Source organism: Tenacibaculum sp. IB213877 (assembly GCF_034043975.1).
Taxonomy (GTDB): Bacteria; Bacteroidota; Bacteroidia; order Flavobacteriales; family Flavobacteriaceae; genus Polaribacter.
In genome coordinates this window covers 1-14,704 of sequence record NZ_JAXCHH010000008.1, presented here as the reverse complement: position 1 = coordinate 14,704, position 14,704 = coordinate 1, and the positions used below count along the sequence as shown (strand labels likewise).

The 14,704-nt window shown below is 30.9% G+C and carries 9 protein-coding genes; 8 read left to right on the top strand and 1 reads right to left on the bottom strand.

Features of this window, described 5'->3' with window-relative positions; translation table 11 throughout:
• Nucleotides 1–28 precede the first annotated feature (28 nt).
• Nucleotides 29–670 carry a peroxiredoxin gene (locus tag SLH33_RS09475; protein ID WP_320418855.1) on the bottom strand — a complete coding sequence of 214 codons (642 nt, stop codon included), beginning with the start codon at nt 668–670 and terminating at the stop codon, nt 29–31.
• A gap of 259 nt (nt 671–929) precedes the next feature.
• Here SLH33_RS09475 and SLH33_RS09470 point away from each other — a divergent pair, with 259 nt between their 5' ends.
• The 8 genes from SLH33_RS09470 to SLH33_RS09440 all read left to right on the top strand — a co-directional run.
• Entirely contained in the window at nt 930–3,956 is a 3,027-nt protein-coding gene (locus tag SLH33_RS09470; RefSeq protein WP_320418854.1) for a sensor histidine kinase, read from the top strand.
• On the top strand, nt 3,956–4,582 hold the full coding sequence (locus SLH33_RS09465; protein ID WP_320418853.1) for a response regulator transcription factor: 627 nt from the start codon (nt 3,956–3,958) through the stop codon (nt 4,580–4,582). The genes SLH33_RS09470 and SLH33_RS09465 overlap by 1 nt, the downstream gene beginning before the upstream one ends.
• A 21-nt stretch (nt 4,583–4,603) precedes the next feature.
• Nucleotides 4,604–4,849, top strand: a complete 246-nt coding sequence (locus SLH33_RS13045) for a helix-turn-helix transcriptional regulator (RefSeq protein ID WP_413818264.1) — start codon at nt 4,604–4,606, stop codon at nt 4,847–4,849.
• 70 nt (nt 4,850–4,919) lie between these two features.
• Nucleotides 4,920–6,506 carry a phage tail protein gene (locus SLH33_RS09460; protein ID WP_320418852.1) on the top strand — a complete coding sequence of 529 codons (1,587 nt, stop codon included), beginning with the start codon at nt 4,920–4,922 and terminating at the stop codon, nt 6,504–6,506.
• A gap of 47 nt (nt 6,507–6,553) precedes the next feature.
• A complete protein-coding gene (locus tag SLH33_RS09455; RefSeq protein WP_320418851.1) occupies nt 6,554–7,027 on the top strand; it encodes a hypothetical protein in 474 nt (157 codons plus the stop codon).
• 103 nt (nt 7,028–7,130) lie between these two features.
• The gene (locus SLH33_RS09450) at nt 7,131–12,527 is read left to right on the top strand and encodes a T9SS type A sorting domain-containing protein (protein ID WP_320418850.1); all 5,397 of its coding nucleotides are present in this window, start codon (nt 7,131–7,133) and stop codon (nt 12,525–12,527) included.
• A gap of 23 nt (nt 12,528–12,550) precedes the next feature.
• A complete protein-coding gene (locus SLH33_RS09445) occupies nt 12,551–12,730 on the top strand; it encodes a hypothetical protein (RefSeq protein ID WP_320418849.1) in 180 nt (59 codons plus the stop codon).
• Nucleotides 12,731–12,841: 111 nt separating this feature from the next.
• On the top strand, nt 12,842–14,704 hold a 1,863-nt coding region (locus SLH33_RS09440; RefSeq protein WP_320418848.1), incomplete at its 3' end, for a PKD domain-containing protein.

Sequence of the window (14,704 nt, the reverse complement as noted above, 5' to 3'; positions counted from 1 at the left end):
TCTCTCTCCTCGCAATGACGAAATATTTTTAGTTTGAAGCTAAATACTCAGCAGTTGCTTTAGCGTTTGGCGCCATTGCTTCTTTACCTTCTTCCCAGTTTGCAGGACAAACTTCACCTTTTTCTTGTACGTGTGTATACGCATCAATTAAACGTAAAAACTCATTTACGTTACGTCCTAATGGCATGTGGTTGATACCTTCGTGTACAACTGTACCTTCTTCATCAATGATATAAGTAGCTCTGTAAGTTACATTATCTCCTTCTACTTGTACTGTACCTGTAGCTTCGTCAAAAGTTTCATTAGTAATGTCTAAAATACCTAAGATAGAAGATAAGTTACGGTTGCTATCTGCTAATAAAGGATATGTTACTCCTTCAATACCTCCGTTATCTTTAGATTGGTTTAACCAAGCAAAGTGTACTTCTGGAGTATCACAAGATGCACCAATTACAATAGTGTTTCTTTTTTCAAATTCTGGTAAAGCTGCTTGAAAAGCGTGTAACTCTGTAGGACACACAAAAGTAAAGTCTTTTGGGTACCAAAATAATACTACTTTCTTTTTGTTGTTTACTGCTTCATCTAACACATTTAATTTAAACGTATCACCCATTTCGTTCATTGCGTCAACGTTTAAATCTGGAAATTTTTTACCAACTAATGTAGCCATTTTTATTACTTATTTTTAAAAATTAATATTCGTTTTTAATGAGTGTAAAGATACTATCAAACACAGCATAAAGAAAAAAAAGTTGATGCTAATATTTTATATCAGTATCAGCTTTATCTATACTTTTAAAAGATAAAAATCGATTTCGGTTATTTATATAAAGTCTGAAAATTACTATCTCAATGAATATCATTTTCAATTATTAAACAACATTTATATAAACTTTGATATATTTAGTGTTTCAATTAAGAGTTTTCTTGTGTTTTTAAAAAACAAATTATTATTTTTTCTGCTCACATTAAATTTCTACATAAGTAATTGTAAAGCAGAACAACTAGCATCCAAAAATCCAAAAATTGAATATAAAAATTTTGATATTCAAAAAGGTTTTGAAGTATATTCAGCAAGTTCTATGGAATTTGATGATTTAGGCTGGCTGTGGGTTTCAGGATCAAATCTTCAATTGGCAAAAGGAAAAATATATGAAAGAACAGGTATTATACAAAGATATGATGGTAATAGATTTTATACAGTTGAAATACCAAATTTTCCTGAAACACCAAATTTAATAAGCTTAGTAAAGAGATTAGATGGGCAATTTTATGTGATTTTCCATTTCTTTAATAAAAACTTGCTCTTTTTAATAAACCCTAAAACTTTAGTTTTCAAAGAGATAAAACTTCCTTTTTCAAAAGAATATCAAAATATTTTTTTATTTCCATACAAAGATTATTTCTTAACATATGCTAGAGAGAAAACCGAAATCCAATTATTTAGACTCGATAATAATTTAAAATTTACCTTATATCCTTTCAAGCCAATTACTTCTAAAGAAGAAAAAGACATTCCAGATTTTCAACATTTTATAGGTTTTGAAAATCACTATATGGTTAGTGATACTCGTATGGGGACATATGTCTATAATAAAGATGGGAGTTTATTAGAAAAAGTCTCACTATCTAATCTTGGATTAAAAAATAAAGAAAAGGATTTTTTACTAAATATAGATTTTTGGTTTAAAATAGATGATCTAGTGTACATTTATTTTTTAGGTATTAAAGATTGTTTTGAATACAATCCACAAAATAAAAAATGGTCTAAAACAAAAAATATAAAAGAACAATTTCCTAGTAAATATGATAGACAACAATTTTTATCAGATACAAAAGGAAACTTGCTTCAGCAAAATATATTTAAAGATAATATTACTATAACAATTAATCTAAAAGATAATCCAAACAAAACTATTATAGATACAAGTTTAAATAGCTTTTCTATGATAGCCTCTAGAGATTATTCTAAAGAATTGTTTATGGTAAATAAAGGGGGTTTTTATCATTACACATTTAAGAATACAGTAGTAAGTACATTTTTAGAAAATAATAGCATCCGTGGAATGTTACAATTAAATTCAGATGAAGTTCTAGTAACCACAAATCAATCAGGATGGTATATTGTTAATTTAAAAACAAAAACAGAAAAAAAATACATAGCGACTCTTAAAGGAGAGCCTTATCAACTGCCATATAGTAATAATATATACGAAGATAGAGATTATTATTGGGCCAATAATCATAAGGGAATTATCTGGATAAACAAAAAAACAAAGAAAGCTGAGTCACATATCTTTTACCCAATAGTTACCTCTGTTGAAGATGGAGACTATATTTATAGTGGTACTTTTTATTACAACCTAATGAAGTTTGATAAACAAAGGAAAAAAAATAGCATTCTCACATCTACAAGTAACTATGATGTTCAAAATATATTAAAAATCAATAATACAATTTATTTAGCTTGTGTAGAAGGGCTATTGGCATATGAAAACAACCAAAAAACACTTTATAATCCTAAAAAAGAGATTGGAAACTCTTTATTTATATGTATTGTACAACATCCAAAACATGGGATTTTATTAGGAAATCAATTAGGAGAATTATTTCGATTTAATCCAGTTTCAAAAGTATTCACACTTTTATATAAAGATGATTTAAAAGCAAGTATTGCCACTATTTTATTTGATAATGATGATATTTGGTTAAATACTTACAATGGTATTATTTCCTTTAATCCAAAAACAAAAGCAACCACAAGATATACAATGGATGATGGATTAAGTTTTTATGAAGCAAATAGATATAGTGCATTAAAAACAAACGAAGGTTCTTTTTTGGTAGGTACTATAAAAGGTCTTAATTATTTTGATCCTAAGAAAATTTCCAAAAAAATTATAAATGCAGATTTTAAACTAACCTCTACCACTTATTTTAATAAAAATACCAAAACTGAAGTAAAAGAAATATCACCAGAAAAACTTACTGCTTTAAAAACTATAACATTACCACCAGAGAGTAAAAATTTACAACTTCAGTTTAGTTTATTTGGCCTATACAATTCTAATAAAATTAAGTATAGATATAGATTAAACAAAGAGTTATGGGTTGATCTTTTTACAGATACAGAAATAAGGCTATCTAATTTATCTGCTGGAAAGCATATTTTAGAAATTGAAGCTATTGATTCTGCAAATAAAATCATAGGAAAGCCTATTATGCTTTCAATTTTTGCGGGTGAGTTTTTTTATAAATCAGACTGGTTTTATTTTTTATTTTTCTTAGGAATAGTTGTAATTATTTTTGGGTTTTATTTAGAAGAACGAAAAAAAAATATACTCAAAGAACACTTTTCAAACAAAATAATTAGCACACAAGAAGAAGAACGCTCTAGAGTAGCAAAAGAGTTGCATGATAGTATTGGACAACGATTATTAGTTTTACAAAAAACAGTCTTGAAAAACAAAAGCAAAGAAGAGACTGAATTAAAAATGATTAATGATGTAATAAACGAAGTAAGAAACATCTCTCATAATTTACATCCATTTCAATTTAAAAAATTAGGTTTAGCTAAATCTTTAGAAAACATGATGGATGCTTTTCAAAAAACTTCCGATGTATTTTACTCTTATGAAATAGCTGATAATATTGATGTATATATTTCAAAAGAAAAAGGCTTATTTATTTTTAGAATGCTGCAAGAATGTATTGCTAATGTAGAAAAACATGCCAAAGCCACTGCATGTAATTTAACTATTACAAATGAAGCAAAAATTATAAGATTTGTATTAAAAGATAATGGCTCTGGGTTTATAGTAAACAATGCTATGAATTCAAACGAAAGTTTAGGATTAAAAAGTTTACAAGAACGAGCTCAATTTATAAATGCAATTCTAAACATTCAATCAAACCCAAAAACCGGCACCGTAATTACAATAAAAATAGCAAAATAATGAATGTAACAATTGTATTAGCTGATGATCATCCTTTGTTATTATCAGGAAACGAGCAGTTTTTAAAATCTAAAGGATATAAAGTAGTAGCTACAGAAACAAATGGTAATAATGCTTACAACTCTATTTTAAAATACAATCCCACTTTAGCTATTTTAGATTTTGACATGCCCATTCAAAATGGTTTAGAAGTTGCTAAATTGTGTGTTCAAAATGAACTAGATGTTAAAATTATCATTCTCACTCTACATAAACAAGAGGCGATCATTAAAGAAATAGGCAATTTAATTCAGGGGTATGTTCTAAAAGATGACGATTTATTAGAACTAGAAAATTGCATAAAAAAGGTTTTAAAAGAAAAAACGTATATCAGCAAAAACATACAAAATGCTGTTCATCTTTCAAATAAAAAAAATGTGTTACAAAATTTAACAGTAACTGAAATAAAAATATTACGCTATTTGGCACAAAACATGTCTTCCTCTGATATTGCTGAGAAATTATTTATTTCCAAACGTACTGTTGAAAAACACCGCAGCAATATCATTCACAAATTAGGAATAAAATCTACACAAAACGGACTGTTGTTATGGGTTCAAAAAAACACTAATTTGTTTAATACGTAGGTGTACGTATAGTTTAAAATCATGTTCTTGGTTAACTTTGAGATTATGAAGTCTCAAGGGGGTGTACGGCTAACTTTATCTGAAATTGAAATTCTTTTTTATATTAAAGAAGGATTTACCTCTGCACAAATTGCAAAATTAAGAAACTGCTCTGTAAGAACTATTGAAAAGCATAGGAGTAACATAATCTCAAAACTTAAAATACCCTCTTCTCAAAATGCTTTATTAGTATGGATATTAAAACATCCAGATTTATTTAATACGTAGGTCTACGTATTTCAAGGACTCTTTTTATATAATAATTTTACCCTAATTAAAATCATAAAACCCTACTACTATGCTAGATTACCTTGGAGAAATCCGAATTTTTGCTTTTGACTTTGTGCCTCATAACTATGTTATTTGTGACGGTAGACGATTATCTAAAAAAGATAATTTCTATTTACATCAATTTTTGGGTGATAAATTTACGTATGACAACAGTGATCCAACAACATTTGCTATACCAGATTTAAGAGATAGATTTCCGAAACAACCTGGAGAAACTATTAATTTTGGAGAACAAAAAGGTGCAGATGAAGTAATAATGGATATGCAACAAATGCCCGAACATACGCATGAAACTCATATTGAAGTTGATAACACTACAGGAGGAGATGAACTAGTCAATACTCCCAAAAATGCATTTTTAAATAATAATAAAAGCGTAAAAAAAAATAGAAATTTTAGTGTAAAGCCTAGTGAGAATACTTTTTTAGGAGGTCTTACACAAGAGGACGTTGGCAATTCAGCACCAATTAATATTAAAAATGCGCATGTAAAAATGGTGTTTGCTATGTGCATAAAAGGAGAGCCTATAACTTCATCACAATCTAATGTTGAGGATCTAGGGTTTATGGGAGAAATTAAAATTTGGCCAAGTACCATTATACCTAGAGGATGGATTCTGTGCAACGGAGAAAGTAACTATACTGTATCAAATAATAGTGGCTTGTCAAATATTATAGGAGATCTGTATGGTGCAATTGATAAAGATACTCCCAATGAAAAATTATTGTATCCAAACTTTAAAGACAAATTTGCAGCAGGAGCAGTCAAAATAAAAGATGTTGCTAAAAAAGGTGGAAAAAATAATGTATTACTAAGTAAAAGCAACTTACCCTCACACATACATAATGTTCAATTAGCTGTAAATAATAATACAAACAGTAAACCACATACAGGTTTACCTAATGATGCTTTTATTAATAGCAATGCAGGAAAATTTAGTGCCGAAGTTTCTACTTCTACACATTTGGGTGGAATTACACAAGAAAACAGAGGAGGGTTAAAAGAGATAGATATTGCCAATTCATCAATAGGTCTTAACTACATTATATGTACTAGGGGTATGTATAAACCTATAAGTCATAATACTTATAAAGGAGAGATTAAGTTATATGCTGCTAACAAGAAATCTTTTATTGTAGATACTGGATATTATATCTGCCAAGGACAAAAATTAAACATTAATATGAATCAAGGTTTATTTTCTCTTTTAGGAACAAAATACGGAGGTGATGGTAGAACATATTTTAATTTACCTGATCTAAGAGATAGGCTACCTATATGTGTTACAAATTTAACCCAAGTTGGTAAGTATGGTGGTGCTAATACCATACAATTAACTAAAGAGAATTTACCAGCTCATAATCATAATGTACAATTAGCTGCCAATGTTGAAGCTGATGGAACGAAAACAGAAATTCCTAATGGAATTTTAAATGAAACGTCAGGTGATTTCAGTACAAAAGAAAGTGAATCTGCTTATCTGGGAGGTGTGAAAGAAATCACTTTTAAAGGAGAAAAAGTAGCTATAAGAAACCCGTACTTAACAATCAATTATTTGATTTGTACTGATGGAAAATTTCCCTCGCGTAATTAAAATAATTAATCAAAAAGTATTATTAACAACCTAAAAATAATTAAATCATGAATGAAGTAAAAAACAATTCAGCTCTTACTACATCTTTCAATGAATCTTTAAAAAAGATGTTAAGTAACAAAATGACTAAAAGTGAAATTGATAGTTATATACAAGAAAGGAGTAAAATAATAGATTCTATTGATGCAAAAATAGACTTGAAAATGCTTGGTTTTGATGGCAGTATAAAATGTGAACCCACAGATAGTGAGTATCCTTATGAATATAATCACAGAATTTATGGTGTAGGTATCATAGACTTAAAGTGTGAAGGATCACTTACTACAGGCTATACAGATTGGAGTGGACTTTGGAGTAATACAACTTCAGTAGCAGTAACTTCAGCAGATATAAAAATAGGCGTTGTCTTAGCTGTTTTTTTTAGAAAAGATGGAGCTCCTATTGGAGATTTTAGAGGTGTTCCTGTTGGAAGTATAGGAGCAATAGCCGCTGGCGGAGAAGGTGGTTGGGAAAAAAAATAGATTCTTAAAAACCGCTATGACTCATAATTTCAATCCCCTTTTTTGATATTTAATATAATAAATTATATAAATTTCATTACCTCTGTTTTTAAATTTCAATATAATGAAAAAAGCATTTCTTTTAATTTTAATCGGTTTGTTTAATTACACTTCTCAAGCTCAAAAAGTAGCTATCGTTGGTTCAAAAAGCCTTGAAACAACTGAAGATGGTGTATCCATTTTAGCACTAGAAAACCTAACTGTTGGAGAAATCTATTATTTTACAGAAAATGAATATGATAATACTACTCATGCATTTGTTGATGCTGCAGAAAGTGTTGTGTCTATTACCGTTACATCAACCATTAATAAAGGAAATGTCATTTATTTTAAAGAAAGCGCCAGTACTCCAAATACTTTTACTACATCTGTTACCGCAGGTTCAGGTACAGTTACAGTAACACACGTAGCAAGTAGTGGCGCTTTTTCAATTGGTAGTTTAGGAGAAATTCTTTATTTGTATTCAGATAATGATACAGATCCAACCAATGGTGTTACTGAAATTCATTCAGCATTTTTCCCAGGTTCAGGTTCTAATGCAAATACAGGAGGAGCTATACCGGCAACCGAGAATCCAAGTTCAGATTTTCCTAATGCGGTAATAACTCACAATTTTCCTGAATATGATTATGGTGTAGAACCATATTTTTCAAATGGGGTTAATAGAGTAGAATACAACATTTCTATAGCTGATAGAACAGATGTTAATAAAGTAAAACTCGAGAACCCTGCTAATTATGTTTTTGCCGGCAGCAATCAAGATTTATCTGTTAATCAATTTACAAATTTTAATTTAGTAACTTCTAATCCTGTAATTACATTAACCACTTCTACAAGTCAGTTAGATGAAAATAGCAGTAGTAATTTTAGTTATACGTTTATTGCAGATGTTGCACCCACAACCGATTTAGTGATAAATTTCTCTGTAAATGGAAGCAGTGCTAATGGTATTGCACTCTTTGGAAGCGATTATACTCAATCGGGAGCAACATCAATGAATACCACTTCGGGAACCGTTACAATTGCAAGCGGAACAACTTCCAAAACAATAATTTTAAACCCTACTGAAGATACTACCTTAGAGCCTGATGAAACTATAGAAATTTCTATTCTTGCAGGTACAGGTTATGATTTTGGTAGCCCAAGTATAGCAACTTCTGTTATTAAAAATGATGATACAAAAACAGTTCTTCCAGAAGTTGCAATAACAGGATTAAGGCATTATACAGGGACTGAAGATGATGTTAGCGAGTTCTCATTTGTAGCCTTAAAAGACATTCCTGCAAATAGTGAGTATGTATTTTCAAGCAATTCTTTTGATAAGAACACCTTAACTTTTTCTGATGTTTCTACGTACTCATCAGAATTAAAATGGATAGCTCCTGCTGGAGGTATTTTAAGAGGTGATGTAATAGTTGTTAAGAAAACAGCTCCTAGTACATTTACCATTACCCGAAATGGTTCTTTAACTTCTGCTGGATCCGTTACAAAATTAAGTCCTTCCAAAAACTTTTTTATATCTGAATACCATGGATTATTTATAGCGCATACAGATACTGATGATAATCCTTACAATGGCATTTCAGAAATACACAGTATGATATATACCTACGACAATTTAGGGAATTTTGGAGGAGCTGTACCTTCATCTCTAGATTTATCAACACTTTATATAGGTGCTATATTAGTAGATGGCTTTCCTAACACATCTCCAGGTAGATTAGAATATAAACCATCCTTAAGAACAATATCAGTAGATCAATCAAATTTTGAAAGCCCTTCAAATTGGTTGTATGCAGAGGCATTAGAAGATTTATCTCCAGTACCTTTTACCAATATTATTATCAGTGAAGGATCTGCAAATCCAAAGGCAACAGTTGTTGTTTCAGCAAGTTCAATTATTGAAGATAGTGAAACAGCAATATATACATTCAGTTTAAACTCACCTGCTGCTTCTGATATAACCATAAATTTTTCTGTAGCAGGTACTGCAACATATTCTTCTGATTATACCGTAACAGGTGCCAGTTCTTTTACTTCATCTGAAGGAAGTATTGTAATCCCTAGCGGAACATCATCATCTCAATTAATTTTAACGCCTATAAATGATATTAATTTAGAAACTACAGAAGATGTACTATTAACAATTACGACAGGGATTGATTATGATGGAGGTTCTCCTGGTGCTGCAACAGTTTCTATTACTAATGATGATGCTGATGATTCAGAAGCGAAATTAGCAATTATAGGAATCAATCATGAAAGTCCAAGTAGTATGTCTTTAGTAGCAATGAATAATATTGATGCTAACTCTACATTTTATTTTATAAGAAATCAATTTAATAAAGAAACCTTATCCTTTCAAACCGGAGGAAAATACAAACTTATAACTCCCAACACTTGTATACCCAAAGGAACTGTTTTAACCATTACAGGAGACCTCAATGGTCCTTTGACCGTGAATTGCAATGGTACGTCTGGTAGTGATTGTGGAACAGCAATCATTATTGGAAGCGGAAATGTATTCGACTTTTTAGATATTGGTACAAAATACTATGTGTTTCAAGATACCGATGAAGATCATACAAATGGAATTTCACAAATTCATTCCGTATTTCATACCGGAGGTACATACCCTTCAAATCATACAGGAGGAATATTAACTCCGGAAGAAAACCCTAAATCGGTATATAGCAACGCTGTTGTTGTAGATGGGTTTCCAAATACCACTCCAAATAGGACTGAATTTGATTCTTCAAAAAGAAATATAGATGTTTCTACCACAGCTATAGAAAATATTGGAAACTACCTACACGCGCAACCTAATACAACTTTAAATACAACTAATTTTAATACAGCGTCTTTTGCAATTGTATATGTAAACTCAAGTGCTACTTCTGGAGGAGATGGTACAAGTTGGGCAACAGCCTATAATTCTTTACAAGAAGCCATAGCCAATGCTTCTACTTGTTTTAATAATGAAATTTGGGTAGCTACGGGAGTGTATAAACCTCACGAAACTAATCAAAGTGTTTCATTTTCAATTCCTGCAAACACCAAAATATATGGAGGTTTTTCAGGGACGGAAACAGATTTAACACAAAGAAACTTTTCTTTAAACCCAACTATTTTAAGTGGTGATATAAATAACTCTAATTCTTCAAATGATGGAGATAGTTATACAATTGTAAAAATAGAAAATGATAATGTAGTTTTAGATGGTTTTATTTTAGAGCATGGTTATGCAAATGGAACATCAGGAACTACTGACGCTAAAGGGGCAGGAATATATGTTAACGGAACTAATATAACTATAAACAACACTGTTTTTAGAAATAACACAGTGGTTGATGGTATTGATGGTTCTGGTGGGGCAGTTTTTAATATGGGTTCTATAGATTTTTATAACTGTCTTTTTTATAACAATAGTACTTCTGGAAAAGGAGGTGCGATTTATACCGTAAATGGAGTTGTTAATATGGTAAATTGTACTATAGCTAACAACAATGCTAATGAAGGTGGTGGACTTGCCACATCTAATGATGATATTACTATAGTAAATACCGCTTTCTATAATAATGTTGCAACACAACAAGACATTTACGAAGTAAGTGCTTCAAACACTTCTATTTCTTACAGCTTGTTTGACAGTTCTTTTCCTAGTGGAGCTACAAATGCAGGTAATAATTTCACCAATTCTGATCCATCGTTTGTTGATGCTAATACTAACAATTATCAGTTAAAACTTACTTCCCCATTAATTAATACTGGTAATAACACAGTAAATACCCAAACCCAAGATTTAGCTGGAAACTCAAGAAAAACAATGAATATAGATATTGGTGCCTATGAATATGATACAGAAGTTACAGAATGGTTGGGTACAACTGATATAAATTGGGATGAAAGCAATAATTGGAGTAACGGAACACCCTCAAATACAACAAGTGTTATTGTACAGACAGGAACTTTACATGAACCTATAATTGATATTCCACAAGCAAAAGTCAAAGATATAGCTATACAATCAGGTACAACTCTTACTATAAATTCGGGAAAATCTTTATTAATAGAAGGAAATTTAGACTTATTAGGAGATCTTGTAGTAAAATCTGATGCAACAAGTAGTGGATCGTTAATTTTAGAAGGTGATTTTACAGGAAATTCAACTATCAACTATCAGAGATATGTTACAGATAATTGGCATTTAGTTTCAGCTCCTGTAATAGGAGAAGCTTATGATGATAGTTGGATGAGTGCTAACTCTATTGCATCTGGAACAGGTAATAATAGAGGAATTAGCACTTATAATAACAATGGTTTAGCATGGGAATATATTCAAGCAGGTAGCTCAGGTACTTTTACTTCCGGAGTAGGATATTCTATAAAAACCACCTCTCCTTCAACTTTAAACTTTATTGGGAATATAGCAACAGATAATGTTTCTGTTGCCACTACGGAAGGAACTGCTAATAAATGGAACTTAATAGGAAATCCATATTCTTGTTTTTTAAATGCCAATAGTGCCGCTCACACCGATAATAATTTCTTAACCATAAATAGTACGAAATTAGATCCTTCTAAAGTTGCTTTATATTTTTGGAATCCTATAACTAATTCTTATGATATTGTTAATCATAGTTCAGGAGTAACTTTTATAGCACCTGGTCAAGGTTTTTTTATAAATACTATAGATGGTGGTTCAACTATTAGTTTCACTGAGACCATGCAAAGTCATCAAACAGGAAATCTTTTTTACAGAACTTCTATTGTTCAACCACAAATAAAACTTTCAATTTCTAATGGAGAAACAACTAAAAGTACTCTTATAAAATATATTAATGAAACCACTACGGGTTTAGATATAGGATATGATGCAGGTGTATTTTCAGGAACATCATCAGACTTTAATATTTACACTCATTTGGTTACTAATAGCCAAAATATTGATTTTGCTTTACAATGTTTACCCAATGCTAATTATGAAAACATGGTAATCCCTATAGGAATCAATGCTAATGTAGGTACAGAAATCATTTTCTCTGCGGAAGCATTAAACTTACCAGAAGAAATTAAAGTTTATTTAGAAGATAGAGAGAAAAATATACTTATTGAATTAGAGCAATTGGGAACTGAATACAAAATACAACTGAAAGAAGATATGAACGGTATTGGACGATTTTATCTCTACACCAGTTCTAAAAGCTTAGTTATAGAAGATATGATCTCAGAAAATATAAAGATATATAAGACTAATAATAAAACTATTCGAATAGTGGGATTAAAAGACGATCAAGCTACTATAAAAATATTTGACATCCTTGGTAAACCAGTCATAGAACAAGCTTTTAAAGCCAAAAGCACAAAAGATATTTTACTACCACAAACTTCTCCTGGAGTTTATATTGTTCAATTACTTACTAAAAAAGGAAAGTTGAGTAAAAAAATAATTATAGAATGATATGACAAACCCTAAAAATAAGTATGATGAAAGACCTAAAAAATAAAGAAAATAACGAAGAAAAAATTTCAAGAAAAGAAGCCCTTAAAAAATTAGGAAATTATAGTAAATATACAGCATTAACTGCTCTAGGAACGTATATGATTTTAAGTCCTAAAAAAGCTCAAGCTGCCAGTCCTGAACCTCCTGGTGGAGGTTTTTAACTATTTTTTTTAAGTGCTCTCAACAGTAAATATTTATACGTAGGTCTACGTATATGATTTGGTTAGAATTCATAATAACTTGCTCCCGCAATTTGATTCAACCAAACTTAAATGAAAAAAGCTACCCTCACTCTTATACTGTTTTTGGTTAATTTCTTGAGTTTTAACACTCTTTTTGCTCAAGAATTTATAACCACCTGGAAAACAGATAATCCTGGTACATCTGCCAATAATCAAATAACCATACCTATAGGTTTTGGTTCATTTAATTATAATATTGATTGGGGAGACGGTACTACAGACACCAATTTAACAAACAGTGCAACTCATACCTACGCTACTCCTGGTATATATACTGTTAAAATTAGTGGAAACTTTCCTCATATTTATTTTAACAATAGTGGAGACAAGGGAAAACTGCTCTCTATTGAGCAATGGGGAAACATTCAATGGGAAAGTATGAATAATAGTTTCTCAGGATGTTCTAATTTAATTATCAATGCTACCGATGCTCCAAATCTGTCTAACGTTACGAGTATGTATAGTATGTTTCAAGGAGCAACTTCTTTTAATCAAGATATTGGTAATTGGGATGTAAGTAATGTTCTTATAATGGATGACATATTTAAAGGTGTCACTTTATCAGTCGTCAATTACGATGCTTTATTAATTGGATGGTTCTCATTAACTTTACAGAATAATGTCAATTTTCATGGAGGCAATAGTAAATATTCTGGAGGAAAAAATGCTCGTCAAAATATAATAGATAATCATAATTGGACAATTACTGATGGTGGCTATACTGCTATAAAAGCTAATTTTAACTTATCTCCTCAAACAGGCTCTTCTCTTCCACATACAGTATTTTTCACAGACCAATCTCTTAGACCCGATACTTGGCTTTGGAAATTTGGTGATGGTACTACAAGTAGAGCTAAAAATCCTACCCATACATACACATCCTATGGAGACTATACAGTAAACCTTAAGGTAACAGATACGTTGACTTTAGGCTCTGATTTTATAGTAAAAACTGTAAAAATTGCTAGCGCAAGTACAAATTTTACAGCTTTAAATAACTTTGGTTGTAGTCCATTAACTGTAAATTTTTCAGATACTTCAACAGTTTTAGGAAATGATACCATTACTAGTTGGACATGGGATTTTGGTGATGGAAATACTTCTACAGAACAGAACCCTACGCATATTTATGAGAATCCTGGAACATATACCGTAACATTAACTACAAAATTAGCAACAACTGGCTTTATAGACACACATACTAAAACTAATTATGTTCAAGTTATTGGTCCTAACCCTGACTTTACAACATCAAGCTCTACTATTGGAAATCGGCCTTTGACCGTTAATTTTGAAGACAATACTTTGGTTAGTGCCCCAATTACTGGATGGCAATGGAACTTTGGCGATGGTAATACTTCTTTATTACAAAATCCTACACATACGTATACTACATTGGGTGTATTTGATGTAAGCTTAACTGTTACCGATATAGATGGTTGCTCACGAACCATTACAAAACAGTCATTTATAGATACTTCTGATAATATTCCTCCTAATGCCATATGCAAAACTTATACTGCACAACTAGATGCTTCTGGAAATATTTCCATCTCAGGAACTGATGTTGATGGAGGCTCAACCGATAATGATATAATAGCATCCTATACAGTAAGTCCTAATAGTTTTGATTGTACTAATATTGGAAACAATACAGTTACACTTACTGTTACAGACATTAGTGGAAACAGTGCAACTTGCAATACTACGGTAATTGTAGAAGATACTAACCTCCCTACCGCAAGTTGTACTGCTCCATTTACGCTACAATTAGACACTACAGGGAACGCTACCCTTACTGTAAATGACATTAACAATGGAAGTACCGATAATTGCAGCATTGCTTCCATGAGTATTGATAAAACTTCTTTTGATTGTAGTAATATTGGGGAC

What these genes read in the sequence shown, in the direction of transcription:
- SLH33_RS09475 (WP_320418855.1), bottom strand. Translation starts at nt 670, where the DNA reads ATGGCTACATTAGTTGGTAAAAAATTTCCAGATTTAAACGTTGACGCA.
- SLH33_RS09465 (WP_320418853.1), top strand. Translation starts at nt 3,956, where the DNA reads ATGAATGTAACAATTGTATTAGCTGATGATCATCCTTTGTTATTATCA.
- SLH33_RS13045 (WP_413818264.1), top strand. Translation starts at nt 4,604, where the DNA reads ATGTTCTTGGTTAACTTTGAGATTATGAAGTCTCAAGGGGGTGTACGG.
- SLH33_RS09460 (WP_320418852.1), top strand. Translation starts at nt 4,920, where the DNA reads ATGCTAGATTACCTTGGAGAAATCCGAATTTTTGCTTTTGACTTTGTG.
- SLH33_RS09455 (WP_320418851.1), top strand. Translation starts at nt 6,554, where the DNA reads ATGAATGAAGTAAAAAACAATTCAGCTCTTACTACATCTTTCAATGAA.
- SLH33_RS09450 (WP_320418850.1), top strand. Translation starts at nt 7,131, where the DNA reads ATGAAAAAAGCATTTCTTTTAATTTTAATCGGTTTGTTTAATTACACT.
- SLH33_RS09445 (WP_320418849.1), top strand. Translation starts at nt 12,551, where the DNA reads ATGATGAAAGACCTAAAAAATAAAGAAAATAACGAAGAAAAAATTTCA.